18 protein-coding genes are annotated in these 16,844 nt (G+C 62.9%); 8 read left to right on the plus strand and 10 right to left on the minus strand.

Going from position 1 to position 16,844, the window contains the following annotated elements:
• Positions 1–201 precede the first annotated feature (201 nt).
• The gene (locus tag EOA78_RS30535; protein WP_127318917.1) at positions 202–1,197 is read left to right on the plus strand and encodes a methyltransferase domain-containing protein; all 996 of its coding nucleotides are present in this window, start codon (positions 202–204) and stop codon (positions 1,195–1,197) included.
• Between the two features lie 263 nt (positions 1,198–1,460).
• On the opposite strand, the gene EOA78_RS30540 is transcribed toward EOA78_RS30535, so the two are convergent.
• A complete protein-coding gene (locus tag EOA78_RS30540) occupies positions 1,461–2,093 on the minus strand; it encodes a class I SAM-dependent methyltransferase (protein ID WP_127318919.1) in 633 nt (210 codons plus the stop codon).
• Between the two features lie 157 nt (positions 2,094–2,250).
• On the opposite strand from EOA78_RS30540, the gene EOA78_RS30545 reads away from it, so the two are divergent.
• A complete protein-coding gene (locus EOA78_RS30545; RefSeq protein WP_127318921.1) occupies positions 2,251–3,153 on the plus strand; it encodes a phosphotransferase family protein in 903 nt (300 codons plus the stop codon).
• Positions 3,154–3,193: 40 nt separating this feature from the next.
• Here the strand turns inward: EOA78_RS30545 and EOA78_RS30550 are convergent, their stop codons facing one another.
• The 4 genes from EOA78_RS30550 to ilvD all read right to left on the minus strand — a co-directional run bounded on the left by EOA78_RS30550 (position 3,194) and on the right by ilvD (position 8,090).
• Complete coding sequence (locus EOA78_RS30550; protein WP_127318923.1) at positions 3,194–4,114, minus strand: DMT family transporter; 921 nt, start codon at positions 4,112–4,114, stop codon at positions 3,194–3,196.
• Positions 4,115–4,353: 239 nt separating this feature from the next.
• The gene (locus tag EOA78_RS30555; RefSeq protein ID WP_127318925.1) at positions 4,354–4,608 is read right to left on the minus strand and encodes a hypothetical protein; all 255 of its coding nucleotides are present in this window, start codon (positions 4,606–4,608) and stop codon (positions 4,354–4,356) included.
• A 119-nt stretch (positions 4,609–4,727) separates the two neighbouring features.
• On the minus strand, positions 4,728–6,014 hold the full coding sequence (locus EOA78_RS30560; RefSeq protein ID WP_127318927.1) for an amidohydrolase family protein: 1,287 nt from the start codon (positions 6,012–6,014) through the stop codon (positions 4,728–4,730).
• A gap of 231 nt (positions 6,015–6,245) precedes the next feature.
• The gene (gene ilvD, locus EOA78_RS30565; RefSeq protein ID WP_127318929.1) at positions 6,246–8,090 is read right to left on the minus strand and encodes a dihydroxy-acid dehydratase; all 1,845 of its coding nucleotides are present in this window, start codon (positions 8,088–8,090) and stop codon (positions 6,246–6,248) included.
• A gap of 277 nt (positions 8,091–8,367) precedes the next feature.
• Here ilvD and EOA78_RS30570 point away from each other — a divergent pair, with 277 nt between their 5' ends.
• Positions 8,368–8,841 carry a VOC family protein gene (locus EOA78_RS30570; protein WP_127318931.1) on the plus strand — a complete coding sequence of 158 codons (474 nt, stop codon included), beginning with the start codon at positions 8,368–8,370 and terminating at the stop codon, positions 8,839–8,841.
• A 171-nt stretch (positions 8,842–9,012) separates the two neighbouring features.
• Here the strand turns inward: EOA78_RS30570 and EOA78_RS30575 are convergent, their stop codons facing one another.
• Positions 9,013–10,605 (minus strand): peptide chain release factor 3, encoded by a 1,593-nt coding sequence (locus EOA78_RS30575; protein WP_164784005.1) that lies wholly within the window; start codon positions 10,603–10,605, stop codon positions 9,013–9,015.
• A 136-nt stretch (positions 10,606–10,741) separates the two neighbouring features.
• Between EOA78_RS30575 and EOA78_RS30580 the strand changes: the two genes are divergently transcribed.
• Complete coding sequence (locus EOA78_RS30580) at positions 10,742–11,818, plus strand: FAD-binding oxidoreductase (protein WP_127318935.1); 1,077 nt, start codon at positions 10,742–10,744, stop codon at positions 11,816–11,818.
• On the opposite strand, the gene EOA78_RS30585 is transcribed toward EOA78_RS30580, so the two are convergent.
• The 4 genes from EOA78_RS30585 to EOA78_RS30595 form a co-directional block, all read right to left on the minus strand.
• Positions 11,812–13,185 carry an amidase gene (locus EOA78_RS30585; protein ID WP_127318937.1) on the minus strand — a complete coding sequence of 458 codons (1,374 nt, stop codon included), beginning with the start codon at positions 13,183–13,185 and terminating at the stop codon, positions 11,812–11,814. The genes EOA78_RS30580 and EOA78_RS30585 overlap by 7 nt on opposite strands.
• Before the next feature lie 169 nt (positions 13,186–13,354).
• A complete protein-coding gene (locus EOA78_RS37460; protein ID WP_245477865.1) occupies positions 13,355–13,645 on the minus strand; it encodes a hypothetical protein in 291 nt (96 codons plus the stop codon).
• Positions 13,646–13,682: 37 nt separating this feature from the next.
• Positions 13,683–13,871 (minus strand): hypothetical protein, encoded by a 189-nt coding sequence (locus EOA78_RS37465; protein ID WP_245477867.1) that lies wholly within the window; start codon positions 13,869–13,871, stop codon positions 13,683–13,685.
• A 14-nt stretch (positions 13,872–13,885) separates the two neighbouring features.
• Positions 13,886–14,140 carry a DUF6356 family protein gene (locus EOA78_RS30595; protein WP_127318939.1) on the minus strand — a complete coding sequence of 85 codons (255 nt, stop codon included), beginning with the start codon at positions 14,138–14,140 and terminating at the stop codon, positions 13,886–13,888.
• Positions 14,141–14,255: 115 nt separating this feature from the next.
• On the opposite strand from EOA78_RS30595, the gene EOA78_RS30600 reads away from it, so the two are divergent.
• The 4 genes from EOA78_RS30600 to EOA78_RS30615 all read left to right on the plus strand — a co-directional run.
• Entirely contained in the window at positions 14,256–14,726 is a 471-nt protein-coding gene (locus tag EOA78_RS30600) for an Lrp/AsnC family transcriptional regulator (protein WP_127318942.1), read from the plus strand.
• Between the two features lie 83 nt (positions 14,727–14,809).
• The gene (dut, locus tag EOA78_RS30605; RefSeq protein ID WP_127318944.1) at positions 14,810–15,295 is read left to right on the plus strand and encodes a dUTP diphosphatase; all 486 of its coding nucleotides are present in this window, start codon (positions 14,810–14,812) and stop codon (positions 15,293–15,295) included.
• A 13-nt stretch (positions 15,296–15,308) separates the two neighbouring features.
• Positions 15,309–15,965, plus strand: coding sequence for an HAD family phosphatase (locus EOA78_RS30610; RefSeq protein WP_127318946.1), 657 nt, complete (start codon positions 15,309–15,311; stop codon positions 15,963–15,965).
• Positions 15,966–16,049: 84 nt separating this feature from the next.
• A partial coding sequence (locus EOA78_RS30615; RefSeq protein ID WP_127318948.1) for a hypothetical protein occupies positions 16,050–16,844 on the plus strand: 795 nt, incomplete at its 3' end.

Genomic DNA, 16,844 nt, shown 5'->3' on the forward strand with positions numbered 1-16,844 from the left:
CACCGCGATCATGCGAAAGCTCGTCGTGCTCGCAAACGCACTGCTCAGGGACGGCCGAAACTGGACCCCATCCCTTCCTTGACCAACACGGATACTCTAGGGTTACTGAGATAAAACGCTATTCACTTTTCCTGAAACTTGTCTAGCGTTTCACCTGGATTCTACACGTTCGAGACTGTTTTTCTATGACGAGGGCACAATATGCAAGTAAACGAAATCAAGGAGAAAAAGCAGAAGATTATCGAAAGGTTCGGCCCCTGGACGGCAGGTTCCATCCATCTGGCCGATCAAATTGACACGTTCGATGAGCCGCACTGGGACGCCCGATTGAGGCGCTTCGTGCAGATCGCTGCAGATCTTGCGGGGAAGCCGTTGGAGAAGCTTCGCGTTCTGGACCTGGCGTGTCTCGAGGGGCAATACGGGATCGAGTTCGCGCTCCATGGGGCCGACGTGCTCGCCATCGAGGGTCGGGAGGCGAACCTTGAGAAGGTGCACTTCGCTAAGGAGGTACTCTCCCTGGACAACCTCGAACTCGCCCTAAATGACGTGCGCAACCTCGACGAGGAGCGCCATGGTCGTTTCGATGTTGTTCTATGTTTGGGGATCCTTTACCACTTGGATGCTCCGGATGTCATGGACTTCGTGGAGAGAATCTCGAAGGTTTGCGGAAAGATATCAATAATCGATACCCATATCAGCCTCAGCGACGAAGCGTCGTACACTTGGAAGGGGAAGACCTACTGGGGCAGGTATGGCAAGGAACACGATACTGATGCGACCTCCGAGGAGAAGCTGGCAGCGCTCTGGAACTCGCTCGACAACCCGAAGGCCTTCCTCTTCACGCGTGCATCGCTCTGCAACCTACTCCGACACGTGGGCTTCACGTCCGTCTACGAGTGCTTGAACCCCTACGAGTATCATAATCCCAACTGGCCGCTGGCTGCAGAAGGGGACAGGCATGTCGTCTGGAGGGATCGCATCACCCTGGTTGCTATCAAAGGGCGGAGTCAGCCACTGCTCTCCTCGCCCATTACGGACGCATCGCCCGAGATCGATCGCCCCGAAAGGCCAGATTATATCGAGCAGCTCCCGTGCATTACCGGAGTGTCGCGCAGAAGGTCGAGAGGTCTGCGGTCGCGATTGAGCAGGTTCCTGCCCGGCCCTGTGAAGGCAGTGCTGAGGAGGATAATCCAATGAAATGTCGGACAGACGCCGGCGTTGACGCACCTTCACCGACGGCTGCAAGCCGCCTGACTTCCCCGGAGGCGTAAAGGAGGTCGGCTCTTGGGCACTTTTAATACTGCTGGCGAAGTCGGAAATAAGCCCAGTTCGGGGGCAACATGTTGCTTGTAAACTCGAGCTGTGAATTGTCTAGCCGCGGCCAAATTGGCTTCGCCAGCAGTATCACTTTTGGTGACATCGAGCGCACGGGAACCTTAACGAGGGGAATGGAAGAATGATCAGCTCACCCGCAGAACGAGGCCGCGGCTCGGCACGGTGTCCGCCTCGCCCGGCATGGAGACATAGGGCGACGTCTCCTCGGCGCGCGTGACGAGGCCCTTCGCCTCGAGATCGGCGATCCGCGCGGCAAAACCCCCATCCCACAGTGTATTCTTGACCGTCAGCACGATTATCCCGCCCGGCCGGCAAATGCGGATCAGTTCGTCCAGGCCTTCTGCGCCGACATGGCCCGAGGTGAAGACGCCGGCAGATATGACGCCGGCATAGGCGTCATCCGCGAAAGGCAGCGGTCCGCCGAGCGCCAGGCAGTGAAGCGCCGAATAGACGCCCTTGCGCGCTGCCTGGGCCAGCATGCCCTGGGAAATGTCGAGCGCCTCGACCTGCGGATAGCCCGCGATCTTCAGCCACTCGCCGATGAGCCCGGTGCCGGCACCGGCATCGAGGAGCGGTGCCGCGCCGCGCGGCAGGTGGCGGGCAAGTAGGGCGAGGCAGATGGTCGGATGGCGATAACCGGCCGCCGACATGTCGGCGTCGTAGGTGTCGGACCAGCGGTCGTAGAGCGCCGCTACTTCCTCAGGCCGCTTCGCCGCATAGGCTGCGGCGAGCGCACCTTCATTTTTCCTGTCCGCCATCGCAGTCCCGTCCGCAAATCAAAGCGCTGCAGCGTCCTTAGCGCGTCCAACAGGAACGTACGGCGCTGGAGTGAATCACATGCCGGCGATGATAGCCAAACGGCGAAATTTGTGGAACCGTCGTCACCACATAAAGACGCGAAGGAGGGCGGAAGCGATGGTGGACGAGGAAGCACGCGCGGCGCTTGCAGCCATTCCGGCGCTGGCCGGCTACGAGGGACCGCTGGAGCGGCTTGGTGGCCTCACCAACCTCGTCTTCAGGGCTGGAGATGTCTGCCTGCGGATTCCCGGCAAGGGCACGGAGGAGTATATCAACCGCGCCAACGAGGCGGTGGCGGCACGGGAAGCCGCGAAGGCCGGCGTCAGCCCCGAGCTGCTGCATGTCGACGGCGAGACAGGCATCATGGTGACGCGCTTCGTTGCCGGCGCCGAGACGATGTCGCCGGAAAAGTTCAAGACACGGCCGGGCAGTCCGGCGCGCGCCGGCAAGGCCTTTCGCAGGCTGCACAGATCCGGCGCGGTGTTTCCCTTCCGCTTCGAGCTTTTCGCAATGATCGACGACTATCTGAAGGTGCTGTCGACCAAGGACGTCGCCCTGCCTGCCGGTTACCACGATGTCGTGCGCGAGGCGGAAACCGTGCGCTCGGCGCTTGCCGCGCATCCGCTGCCTCTTGTCGCCTGCCACTGCGATCCGCTGTGCGAAAACTTTCTCGATACCGGCGACAGGATGTGGATCGTCGACTGGGAATATTCCGGCATGAACGATCCGCTTTGGGATCTCGGCGACCTCAGCGTCGAAGGACAATTCGACGTCGCGCAGGAGGAAGAGATGATGCACGCCTATTTCGGTGGCGAGCCGACGCCGGCGGAGCGCGGCCGCGTCGTCATCTACAAGGCGATGTGCGATCTCTTGTGGACGCTGTGGGGGCTGATCCAGCTTGCCAACAGCAATCCGGTCGATGATTTCCGCGCCTATGCCGACGGGCGGTTCGCGCGCTGCAAGGCGTTGATGGAGACGGCCGATTTCTCAAGGCATCTGACGGCGGTGCGCGCGGGTTAGGTACCAGCAACCTGGACCTTAGGTACCAGAAATCTGGACCTTAGTTGACGCCCTTCGGCACGTTTTCCGGCGGCACAGTATCGACCACCTTCTGGCGATGGAAGATGAACAGGCCGGCCAGCACGATGATGCCCGAGCCGATCAGGATGCGCGGGCCGGGCATGTCGCCGAAGAAGGCCAGCCCGAAGATTACGGCCCACAGCAGCAGGCTGTAATGCAGCGGCGCCAGCGTCGATGCGGGCGCCAGCTTCAGCGCCCTGGTAATCATCAGATGCGCGCCGCAGGAGACGATGCCGAGAAGCAGCATGGCGCCGAAATCGAGCGAGGACGGCGTCTGCCAGTTGCCGATGGTGAGAAAGCCGCCGACCAGCAGCGTGCCGATGGTTTGCCAGGTAACGAGCGAGGTGTCGCTGGTGCCACGCAGCCGCCGGTTGAGGATGATGGCGAAGGCGAACGAAATGCTACCGGCCAGCGCGAAGATCGAGGACAGCGAAAACGCGGCAGAGGACGGTTCGAGCATGATCAGCACGCCGCAGAAGCCGACCAGGATCGCCATCCAGCGGCGCCAGCCGACCTTTTCACCGAGCAGCAGGTGGGACAGCGCCGCCACGTAGATCGGCCCCGCCATATAGAAGCTCATGACGTCGGCGAGCGGCAGATAGACGACGGCGGCATAGAACAGCGCCGTGTCGAGCGTCGTCATGACGACGCGCAAGACCTGCAGTTCCAGGCGCTCCATGCGGAACAGCTTGGCCGTGCCTTGACGCGCGATCATCGGGCCAAGCACGAAAAAGGCGCCGATGGAACGGATCAGCACGACCTGGCCGACGGAAAAGCTGGCGACCAGCCATTTGCCCATCGCATCGTTCAACGCAAACAGGAAATCGCCGGCCAGCATCAGCAGAATGCCAGCGAGCAGCACGTTCCTTATCGTCGAATTCTGGGCTGTTGGCTGTGCCATGCCGATGTCGCTTCCTCCCGCATGAAGGCTCGGTGAGCAGCGTCGTAGACGCAAGCAGCCGCTTTGACGAGCGGAAATCGGGAGACCGGCCAGACCAGAGCCGGAAATCGGCTGGGCCTACACCAGAGCAGCGGACTTTCAAATCGAATCGTACCGCCGCACTATTTTTTCAGCATCGGATTTTCCCAAAACGGTTATCCACTTTTGCGTCCGACGCTCTAGATCGTCGCTTCAACGGCCTACTTTGGCCGTGGCCGAATGATGACCGGACGATAGATCACCGGCCGATCCCAAGGATCGAAAGCCGAGGCACTTCTCAGGTCCGCGCGGCGCGCGAGATCGATGCGCTGCAGACATTCGGCAAAGGCGTCATTCTTCCTGACGAAGCCGTAGGACCGGCATTTCGCCTCGTCCGCGGCACGACGGTCTTCGGCCGTCATGCAGCCTGCACAGGTCGCCGCCAATGCGACCACCATCGCCGTCTTGTGCCACATGGTATCCTCCTCGACATAAAGTGGAGGTTTACTGTAGACTTAAGATCAGGACCTATCAATCTGATCGGCTGCGCGGCCTGATGCAGGCCCAACATCCTGTTGTGCCTGCCAATTACTGGTCATGCAGTGGGCGGGCGATGCCTGCGGTTCACTGTTCCCGGCCGTCCCGCGATCGAAAGCCGCGTTTCCTGCCTAGCCCGCTCGGCCACCACCTTGCCCCTGGCGATAACGCAGAGGCGCTCGGGACGCAGACGCAAGGCTTCGACCGGATCGCCGGCATCGAGGACGACGAGACTGGCGCGCTTGCCGACTGCCAGGCCAAGATGGTCGAGGCCCATGATGGCGGCGTTGACGTTGGTGACCATGTCGAAGCAGCGCGCCATGTCGGCCGGGCTCGACATCTGGGCGACGTGAAGGCCCATGAAGGCGACGTCGAGCATGTCGGCGGTGCCCAGCGAATACCAGGGGTCGAGCACGCAATCCTGGCCCCAGCCGACGCGGATGCCGTGGGCAAGCATTTCCTTGACCCGCGTCAGGCCGCGGCGTTTGGGGAATGTGTCGTGGCGGCCCTGCAGCATGATGTTGATCAGCGGATTGGGGATCGCCGAGACGCCTGCCTCGGCGATCAGCGGCAACAGCTTCGAGACATAGTAATTGTCCATCGAATGCATCGAGGTGAGGTGCGAGCCGGCGACCCTGCCCTGCAGGCCGAGGCGTTGCGTCTCATAGGCCAGTTGTTCGATATGCCGCGACAGCGGATCGTCGGTCTCGTCGCAATGCAGGTCGACCATAAGGCCGCGCTCTGCTGCGATTTCGCAAAGTTCCGTCACCGAACGCGTTCCGTCGGCCATAGTGCGCTCGAAATGCGGAATGCCGCCGACGATGTCGACACCCATGTCGAGCGCGCGGATGATGTTATCGCGCGCCATCGGCGAGCGGTAAAACCCATCCTGCGGGAAGGCGACCAGTTGCAGGTCGATATAGGGCGCGACCGTCTTCTTCACATCGAGCAGGGCTTCGACCGCCAGCAGCCTGGTATCGCAGACATCGACATGGGTGCGGATGGCGAGCAAGCCCATTGTGACAGCCCAGTCGCAATAGGCGAGCGCGCGCTCGCGCACCGCTTCGTGCGTCAACAGCGGCTTCAGTTCGCCCCACAACGAAATGCCTTCCAGCAGTGTGCCCGACGCGTTGATGCGCGGGATGCCCAGCGAGAGCGTGGCGTCCATGTGAAAATGCGGATCGACGAAAGGCGGCGACACCAGATTGCCATGGGCGTCGATCGCTGTGCCTGCGGTAACGTTCAGCTCGGGCTCGATGGCCGCGATCGTCTCGCCGATGATGCCGATATCGGCGATCGTGCCGTCGGGCAGCATGCCGCCGCGGACGATAAGATCAAAAGTCATCTGAAGCCACCTCGTTCAAAAAGCCGTTTCTTTCCGTGCAGCATGCTGCCGCAAGGCGGAACCTCCAGACGCGGTTCTTCCTTCTCCCCTTGTGTGAGAAGGTGGCCGCGAAGCGGCCGGATGAGGGGTGTTCCAGCTTGGCACCGACGGCACTCCGTCCAGCACCCCTCAACCGTCTTGGCGCTACGCGCCAATCCACCTTCTCCCACAAGGGGAGAAGGAAAAGCGAACCTATTCCGGCACATACCTTACCGCACCCTTGGCAGCACTGGTCGCCATTGATGCATAGGCGCGCAAAGCCATCGTCACCTTGCGCTTGCGCTCTTCCTCTGGCTTCCAGGCGGCAGCTCCCTTGGCCTCCATCGCTGCGCGGCGGGCGGCCAGTTCGGCATCGTCGACGGCAAGCCGGATGGTGCGGTTCGGGATATCGATCTCGATCGTGTCGCCCTCATGCACCAGCCCGATCAGCCCGCCTTCCGCCGCCTCGGGAGAGGCATGGCCGATCGACAGGCCCGAGGTGCCGCCGGAAAAGCGGCCGTCGGTGACCAGCGCGCAAGCTTTGCCGAGGCCCTTCGATTTCAAATAGCTGGTCGGGTAGAGCATTTCCTGCATGCCGGGGCCGCCGCGTGGCCCTTCGTAGCGGATGACGACGACATCGCCGGCCTTGATCTCGTTAGACAGGATCGCCTTGACGCTGGCGTCCTGGCTTTCGAACACCCTGGCCGGGCCGGTGAATTTCAGGATCGATTCATCGACGCCGGCGGTCTTGACGATGCAGCCGTCCAGCGCAAGATTGCCCTTCAGCACGGCCAGGCCACCGTCCTTGGAAAAAGGATATTGGGCCGAGCGGATGACCCCCTTCTCCCGGTCGAGATCGAGTTCGTCCCAGCGGCGATTCTGGCTGAAGGCGACCTGCGTCGGCACGCCGCCCGGGGCCGCCAGAAAGAAGTCGCGGACATTCTGGCTTGACGTGCGCGAGATATCCCAATGGTCGAGCGCTTCGCCGAGCGTTCGCGTATGTACGGTCGGCAGGTCGCGGTTGATCAGTCCGGCGTTATCGAGCTGACCGAGGATCGCCATGATGCCGCCGGCGCGGTGGACGTCTTCCATGTGCACATCCGCCTTGGCGGGGGCAACCTTGCATAACACCGGCACGTTGCGTGACAGTGCGTCAATGTCGTCCTGATCAAAATCGATCTGGCCTTCATGCGCGGCAGCCAGGATGTGCAGCACGGTGTTGGTCGAGCCGCCCATGGCGATGTCGAGCGTCATGGCGTTCTCGAAGGCACCTTTCGAGGCGATGCTGCGCGGGAGCGCTGTGTCGTCGTCCTGCTCGTAGTAGCGCTGGGCGAGATCGACGATCAGATGGCCGGCCTCGACGAACAGCCGCTTGCGGTCGGCATGGGTGGCCAGCGTCGAGCCGTTGCCGGGCAGCGAAAGCCCGAGCGCCTCGGTCAGGCAGTTCATCGAATTGGCGGTGAACATACCTGAGCAGGAGCCGCAGGTCGGGCAGGCCGAGCGCTCGATGGTCTTGACGTCCTCGTCGGAGACCTTGTCGTCAGCGGCAGCGACCATGGCATCGACGAGATCGAGCGCCTGCGCCTTGCCGGCGAGCACCACCTTGCCGGCTTCCATCGGGCCGCCGGAGACGAAGACGGTCGGGATGTTGAGGCGCAGCGACGCCATCAGCATACCCGGCGTGATCTTGTCGCAATTGGAGATGCAGACCATCGCGTCGGCGCAGTGGGCATTGACCATGTACTCGACCGAGTCGGCGATCAGCTCGCGCGACGGCAGCGAATAGAGCATGCCGTCATGACCCATGGCGATGCCGTCGTCGACAGCGATGGTGTTGAACTCCTTGGCAACGCCGCCGGCCTTTTCGATCTCGCGGGCGACCAGCTGGCCGAGATCCTTGAGATGGACGTGGCCCGGCACGAACTGGGTGAAGGAATTGACCACCGCGATGATCGGCTTGCCGAAATCGGAATCCTTCATACCGGTGGCGCGCCACAGGCCGCGGGCGCCGGCCATGTTGCGGCCATGGGTGGTGGTGCGGGAGCGATAGGCGGGCATAGACTGTCCTTGTTGTCTGCGTCGCGCCCGGACAGGCGCGGAAAGCCGGAATTGAGCGGCGTTATATACGCCGCGGTCTGATCTGGCCACGGTCTTGCGATGCGCCGGGATCTTGAGCCAAGACGGTAAGCCGGCCCAGGCAGTAAAAAAGTCAGAGGCGCTGTCGGATCGTGTTTTGCCCGGACGTCCTTGGACAGACGGCGGGAACCGGCATCAATCGCCAGTCGCCGTTTTACGAGTGACAACAAAGCCAAATCCCAGCCCGAGGAGCAAGCAAATGCAAAAGATCACCCCCTGCCTGTGGTTCGACGACCAGGCCGAGGAGGCCATGAACCACTACATCTCCATCTTCAAGAACTCGAAGGTGCTGAGCGTGATGCGCTGGCCCAAGGGCAGCGGCGATAATGAGGGCAAGGTGCTGGTGACCTATTTCGAGCTCGACGGCGTGCAGTTCCAGGCGCTCAACGGCGGGCCGCAATTCAAGTTCACCGAGGCAGTCTCACTGTCCATCGACTGCAAGACGCAGGAGGAGGTGGACTATTTCTGGGACAGGCTCATCGAGGGCGGTGGCGAGCCCAGCCAGTGCAGCTGGCTGAAGGACAAATTCGGCGTCTCCTGGCAGGTCGTTCCCGAGCAGCTGCCGAAGCTGCTGCAGGACCCCGACACGGAAAAGGCCGGCCGTGTCATGCAGGCGATGATGCAGATGACCAAGATCGACATCGCCAAGATCGAAGAGGCAGCCAGGGGGTGATCGAGACGTCCGATCTTCCCTTCTCCCCTTGTGGGAGAAGGTGGATCGGCGCGCAGCGCCGAGACGGTTGAGGGGTGTTGGACAGAATGAGGCGTCGGTGTTCCCTGGAACACCCGTCATCCGTCGTCTTCGGCGACACCTTCTCCCACAAGGGGAGAAGGAGAAGAGTGCTCAAGCTGCCTTGTCGCGGACCTGATAATCCTTGACCGCGGCGAAGCGGATCGCCTTCCAGCGCTCTGCCTCGTAGTTGAGCGAAAAGGCGTGCTGGGCCAGGAATACCGGGTCGTTGTCGAGATCGCGGGCAATGTCGCCGCGATGCGCGTCGATGAAGCGATGCAACTCGGCCTTGTCGTCAGCCGATATCCAGCGGCAGACGGAAAAACGCGACATCTCGAAATCGACGGGCAGCGTGTATTCGAAGTTCAGCCGCTCCTTCAGCACGTCGAGCTGCAGTGCACCGACAACGCCGACGATTGCCGGTGAACCATCCTCCGGCGAGAACAGTTGCACGACGCCTTCCTCGGCCATCTGGTGCAGCGCTTCCTTCAGCTTCTTGGCCTTCATCGCGTCGCCGAGGCGAACGCGGCGCAGGATTTCCGGCGCGAAGTTCGGCACGCCGCGAAACAGGATCTCCTCGCCCTCGGTCAGCGTGTCGCCGATGCGCAGCGTGCCGTGATTGGGGATGCCGACGACGTCGCCGGCGAAAGCCTCGTCGGCGGTGACGCGGGTGCGAGCGAAGAAGAATTGCGGCGCCGACAGGCTCATCGGTTTTCCCGTGCGCACCAGCTTGGCCTTCATGCCGCGCTCGAGCTTGCCCGAGCAGACGCGGACGAAGGCGATGCGGTCGCGGTGGTTGGGATCCATGTTGGCCTGAATCTTGAAGACGAACGATGTCATCTTGCCCTCGGTCGCCTCGACCTTGCGGGTATCTGCCTCCTGCGCGCGCGGCGGCGGCCCGTAGGCGCCAAGCGCCTCGATCAGGTCGCGCACACCGTAATTGCGCAGCGCCGAACCGAAATAGACCGGCGTCAAATGACCCTCGCGGAAGGAATCGATGTCGAGCGGACGGCAGGCTTCGCGCGCCAGCTCCAGCTCCTCGATAAAGCCTTCGCGCTCGTTTTCCGGCAACAGGCCGGCGACGCGGTTGGAATCGGGACCGTTGACCGGCGTGCGGTCCTTCTCGGCGTCGCCCTTGCGTACCGCGTTCAGCGCCAGATGATAGGTACCGGAAAAGGTTTTGCCGCGGCCGATCGGCCAGGTGATCGGCGCGGTGTCCAGCGCCAGCTTCTGCTCGATCTCGTCGAGGATCTCGAACGGGTCGCGGCTTTCGCGGTCCATCTTGTTAACGAAAGTGATGATCGGGATGTCGCGCAGCCGGCAGACCTCGAACAGTTTCAGCGTGCGCGGCTCGATACCCTTGGCGGCGTCGATGACCATGACCGCCGCATCGACTGCCGACAGCGTGCGATAGGTATCATCGGCGAAATCCTCGTGGCCGGGCGTGTCGAGCAGGTTGAAGACGTTGTCCTCATACTCGAAGGTCATCACCGAGGTGACGACCGAAATGCCGCGCTCGCGCTCGATCTTCATCCAGTCCGACCGGGTCTGGATGCGATCCTTCTTGGCCTTGACCTCGCCGGCAAGCTGGATGGCGCCGCCGAACAGCAGCAGCTTTTCGGTCAGCGTCGTCTTGCCGGCGTCCGGATGCGCGATGATCGCGAAAGTGCGGCGGCGCGCCACCGCGTTCGTGATGTCTTCAGCCAATTTATGGAATCCCATGTGGTGCGCGGGCTTCTAGCAGCGCTTTTGCAGCCTGTCGAACAATTTTGGGCGGATGGCCGGTCTTGAGATAGGGTCGCCGCAACGACATCAGAAGACCCGATTCGACGAAGGACCATCCATGAGCGCAGACAAGCAAATCATCGTTGTCGGCGCCGGCATCATCGGCGCGTCTGTCGCCTGGCATCTGGCGAAGGCCGGCGCGAACGTAACGGTGGTTGCCGACAGCGGCGCCGGCGGCGTCGCCACGCCGAATTCCTTTTCCTGGATCAATGCCAGTTGGGGCAATCCAGAGCCGTATTTCCGGCTGCGTACCCGTTCGATGGCCGAATGGACGCGGCTTGCGCATGACGTGCCCGGCATTCCGTTGGAATGGTGCGGCGGCCTGTGCTGGGACCTGCCGCCGGCCGAGTTGGAATCCTATGCAGTCGAGCATTCTGCCTGGGGCTACGGCATCGAGCGCGTCGACCGCATGGGAGCCGCACGTATAGAGCCCAATTTGACCAAGCTTCCCGATTTCGCCCTTCACGTGGCAGAGGAGGGCGTCGCCGAGCCGGTCGCGGCCACGCAGGCGCTGCTGGTGGATGCCGAGCGGCGTGGCCTGCGGGTGATTGGCGGAACGTCCGTGACCGCGTTGGTGCAGACCAATGGCAGGATTACCGGCATGGATATGTCAGGCGGACGGATCGCTGCCGACGAGGTGGTGATCGCAGCAGGCGCCGGCTCTCCGGCAATTGCGGCGACGGCCGGGTTAAGACTGCCGATCGAGACGCCGCCCGGCCTGATCGTCCATTCACGCCCCTACGAAAAGCTGCTCAACGGCTTGGTGATCGGCGATCGGCTGCACATGCGCCAGACTACCGAGGGCCGCATCATCGCCGGCTCGGATTTCGGCGGCACCGATCCGGGAATGGATGCCGCAGCCACCGGTCGCGAGCTGTTTGCGGCGATGAAGAGCATGCTGCGCGACGCCGACCGGCTGGAACTGGATTTCCACACCGTCGGCTATCGGCCGACGCCGATCGACGGCTTTCCGATCATCGGACGGGCTGAAGGCCTGAGCGGCCTTTATGTCGCGGTCATGCATTCCGGCATCACACTGGCCCCAGCCGTCGGCCTGTTCGCCGCCCGGGAAATCCTCGACGACGCGCGCGACCCGCTGCTTGAGCCGTATGGGCTGACGCGGTTTGCTCAATAGCCGCGCGGACGGCGAAAACCGCCGCTCAGCAGCGCTATTGCCCTGGCGACGCCGAGCAGCCGCGCTTCCGACCAGCGGCGGCCGACCAGTTGCAGGCCGATGGGCAGGCCGTCGCGGTCCTGCCCGCAGGGCACCGACAGTGCCGGGTGGCCGCTGTAGTTGAACACCGCGCCGTAGGCCGGCAGCATCCAGTAGCTCTGCTCCCTGTCATCGACCTTGATCGGTGTTCCCGGCTCGCAATGCGGGAAGGCCGTGGTCATGGCCACGGGGCAAAGCAAGACATCGCAACCTTCGAAAAAGCGGTCCCAGGCAAGAATTGACTGGTCGCGGCGGGCGAGCGCCTCGAACCAGCGCGAGACCGGTGTCGGTTCTTCCGGCGGCTCCGGCTGCGCAGCTTCCAGCATCATCCCGATCAGCGCACCGCCTTGCGTCAGATCGTCATGCAAGTCGAGCGTCGGCAGTCTTGCTTCCTCGACAGTCGCGCCTGCAGACTGAAGCTCCCTTGCCAGATTCTCGACCGCGGCCCTGATCTCGCCGGCCACCGGAAACCCCGGAAATACCGGCGCGACAGCGATGCGCAGGGTCTTGAGATCAAGCTTCGGCATGTCCTCGACCGGCACCGGTGTAAGGTCGGCGTCGCTGCCATCCGGCCCTGCGATGATCCCCAGGATCAGCGCCAGATCTTCGACATTGCGGGCCAGCGGACCGATGCAGGACATCAGCCGCACGCTGCGCGGCGAACCATTGGGATCGGGAAAGGCGCCGGCCAGGGTGACGCGATGCTCGGTCGGCTTGAGGCCGTAGACGCCGCAAAAGGCTGCAGGCAGGCGGATCGAATCCTGCATGTCGGTGCCGATCTCGAATGGTGTCATGCCGGTGCTGAGCGCTGCCGCGGCGCCGCCGCTCGAGCCGCCGGCGGTGCGCGATAGATCCCAGGGATTGCTGGTGCGGCCAAACAGCGGATTGTTCGACTGCCAGTCGCCCAGCATCGTTGCGACATTCGTCTTGCCGACCAGCACGCCGCCGGCCGCCTTCAACCTGAGAACGACCGGGCTGTCTTTTCTCGCCACATAGTCGGCAAAGGCCGGGAAGCCGACCGTGGTCTTTATGCCTGACGTTTCGTGCGTGTCCTTCAGCGTGAACGGCACACCGTGCAGCGGCCCGACAGCGTCGCCGCGCGCCTGGGCTTCGTCGGCTTCCTTCGCTCGAGCGCGAGCCCCTTCCCTGTCGAGCGTGACGACGGCGTTGACCGCTTCATTGTGCCTGTCGATCTCAGCCAAATGCGCGTCCAGCCCTTCCACGGCGGAAATCTTGCGGTCGCGGATCGCGGCGGCGAGTTCGATAGTCGAGGAAAAGACGAGGTCCATGACCATTGCTCCGGCTTGCTAGCGGCGCCAGCCTCACCAAATGGCGGGCTACGGCGCGTCTTCAAGCCGAATTCAGCATTCGAGGACTGGCGGTGCTTGATCGGAATTGCGCTGAAAGGGTCTGCTGAGCGGGGCGCTGTCCCGCGATGTTGCCGCGACAGCAAGGGATCTACACGGCCAGCGCCAGTCTAACCGGCTCCGGCGCAAACGGACGAATGGTCATGCAGTCTCTGGTGATGGTGACGAAGCTAGAGGCCGGGATCGGCTGCCAGTCGCCGCCGTCACGGTCGAAAGGATCCGACATAAGGCATCGCCCGCCGCCATTGCGGAAGACGCAGGTGTAGAGCGTCGGCGCGTGGGCATCGGTCGCATAGCGCACCGCATGGAGCGATTCGCCGTCCGACAAGGCGGCGGTAAGTCTCAGCGCCGGTTCGAAGCCGGCGCGGTGCGAGGCGTCCATAACGCGGCTGGTGGCGCGGAGAACAGCGCCCTTCGGATCACTCGATGTCGCGATAGAGACCCGGTTCGAGCCGGTCGCCGTACCAGGCAAGGCCAAAGCCATCGCCATTGGTCGGCGACTTGGCTTCCTGGGCGCAATGACTCTGGGCGATAAGCGAATGGCAGGGCGCCGTGACGATGTCTTCGAGGAAAACCGCTTCGCCAAGATAGGCCGCCCAGCGGCACATCGCTTACTCTTCCCTCAGGCGCGATCCATGAGAGCCGCATTCTCCTTGATCGCGTGTGTGCCTCTGTTGTGCGTGCGCTCATAGAGCTCGCCAACGATTCGGCTGGCCGTAGTCTCAAACAGAAACGGCAAGAAAGCGTGAATGAGCGCGGCGAACGCTGCCATGAACAGGCGCGAGCAGAACCACGCCGCGAAGGCCATATGGCTGAAATAGGTCTCGCCCACTTTGGCCGGGTGCGAGGTGAAAAGTCTTGCAAGCCGTGTGCTCATGCTGGTCCCCTTTTAGCGCGTGAAGTCCCGATCTTGCGCATCTTGACACGCCTCGCCGGTTCATTGATCCCAAAATATCCTTGTATTTTGCCAATCATTGGGACAAACATCCCACATGCCGATGGAAATCGATGAGATCGACCGAAGATTGCTGGCCGAGCTGCAACGCGACGGTACACTGTCGGTCGACCAACTGTCGGAAAGGGTGTCGCTGTCGCGCAACGCCTGCTGGCGCCGGGTCAAGCGGCTGGAAGAAGACGGCGTCATTACCGGCCGGGTGGCGCTGGTCGATGCCGACAAGCTCGGCCTCGGCCTTTCGGTGTTCGTCCTGATCCGGACCTCCAATCACGATCCGGACTGGCTGCAAAAATTCCGGGCGGCAGTCACCGGTTTTCCCGAGATCACCGGCGTCTACCGCATGTCCGGCGACCTCGATTATGTGCTGCGTGCCCGCGTCGCCGACGTGAAAGCGTATGACCGGCTCTATCAGCGACTGATCGCCAAGGTGGCCCTGTCGGATGTTTCGGCCTCCTTCGTCATGGAGGAGATCAAGGAGACGACGGTCGTTCCCGTAGAACTGCGCTGAGTGGAACTGCGCTGAAAGAAAGCCGTTGATAGCATTGCCGCCGAGTTGACCGAATCGGCGTTGGTAGCGATAGGATCAGCCTCATGCGCGCAGCCCTCTACACTTCCTCCGTCATCGGTCCGGCCGTCGGCTTCGTCAGGCTGCCGCATGGCGAGGGCCTGCCGCTTCCCGCCTATGAAAGCCCGGGCGCCGCCGGCATGGATCTGCGCGCCGCGGTGCCGGACGACCGGCCGCTGCTGATCCTGCCGGGAAAACGCGCGCTGGTGCCGACCGGGCTGATCCTGGAGATTCCGGAGGGCGTGGAAGGTCAGGTCCGGCCGCGCTCGGGCCTCGCCTTCAAGCATGGCCTCACCTGTCTCAACACGCCGGGCACCATTGACAGCGACTATCGCGGCGAGGTCAAGGTGCTGCTGATCAATCTCGGCGACGAAGATTTCGCAGTGACGCGCGGCATGCGGATCGCCCAGATCGTCTTTGCGTCCGTGATGCAGGCGACGGTCGAGGAGCGCACATTGGCCGGCGGCACGACGCGCGGCTCGGGCGGCTTCGGATCGACCGGCACGGCCTGATGAGCATAGTGAAATGAGAATGCCCAAACTCGTCATCTTCGATTGCGACGGGGTTCTGGTCGATACCGAGAACCTGGCCAATCGACGCCTCGCCGAATGGCTCAGCGCCGCCGGCTACCCGGCCAGCTTCGAATATTGCCGCAAGAATTTCTCCGGCCGCTCCATGGTATCGGTGCAAAAGGAGGTCGAGGCGACCGGCGTCAGCCTCGGCGCCGATTTCGTCGAGCGTTGGAACGCCGGCCTGCCGGACCTGTTCGCGCATGGCGTCGAAGCCGTCCCCTATGTCAGGGAGTTCATCCAAGCCGTGCACGCTGCCGGCGTCGCAACTTGCGTCGCTTCATCGGCACGGGTTTCGAAAATGCACATCACGCTCGGCCAGACCGGGCTGCTGCAGCTGTTCGAGCATGCGCTGTTCAGCTCGACCATGGTTTCGCGCGGCAAGCCGTTTCCCGACCTGTTCCTGCATGCCGCAGGCACGATGGGCTTCGCGCCCGCCGACTGCATCGTCATCGAGGACAGCGTCGCCGGGACGTTAGCCGGCATTGCCGCCGGCATGCGCGTATTTTCCTACTACGGCGACCCGCATTCCGACCGCGACGGCCTGACCGAGGCCGGCGGCATCCTGTTCGACGACATGCGCGAACTTGCCGGGCTGGTGCCGATCCACTGATCTGATATTCGAGCTTGTTATCCGACTGTACGCCTCGGTCGTCCGTGCTAGCTTGCGAACGCTCGACAGTGGAGGCGCCAGCGTATGAATTCCATCCTGCTTCGCTTCATCCTCGCTTGTTTGCTGCTGCCGTGCCTGTGGACGGCGGCCGGCGCCCAAGGCGTCAGTTTCCCGGACCTTGGCAGCGCCGTTCCCGGCCACAAAGACACGACCTATCTCGACCTCGCCAGGATGGTCATTCCCGATCTGGCGGCGGACAAGGATGGCTTCTACGGGGGCTCCATGCCGATCGAGATGCGCCATATCGAGGGTCCGGATAGAGGTGGCCCGCCGCCCGAAACGTCGGGCTTTTCCGATGCTGGCGTGCTCCAGATCAAGGCCGGCGGCAAGGATCGGCTGGCCATGCTGTTCGACCTCGGGAGCTCCTCCGACAGCGCCGAGGGTTTTGCGGTGCTGGCGCTCTACGATCTTGCCAGCAGGCCGAGACTGCTCGACGCTGTCAATGTCGCCGTCGACCGGAGCACCCATTTCCGCGATCCGGGCAAGCTGCCGATCGGGCCCAGCGATGACGCCATCATCACCCTGAGCACGCATTTCAATTCGAGCCAGAGCTATGTGAGCACGCCGCTGATCCTGGTCCGCGACGACAGGTTCGAACTGATCGAAATGATCTACACGTTCGACGAGTCACTGTGCGCCTACAAGCGCACGCAGGAGTTGGCGTTTCAGACCATTGCGGACGGCCAGCCCTATGCGGCCATCAAGGCGACGGTGACCGATGCCACCGTGCCGAATGGCGAAAGCTGCGACGAACCGGCGCCCGAGCCTTCCTCGCGCGACATCTCCGTCACCTACCATTGGAATGGGACCGCCTACGTC

It is taken from the genome of Mesorhizobium sp. M5C.F.Cr.IN.023.01.1.1, from assembly GCF_003997585.1.
In the GTDB taxonomy this organism is placed as follows: Bacteria; Pseudomonadota; Alphaproteobacteria; order Rhizobiales; family Rhizobiaceae; genus Mesorhizobium; species Mesorhizobium wenxiniae.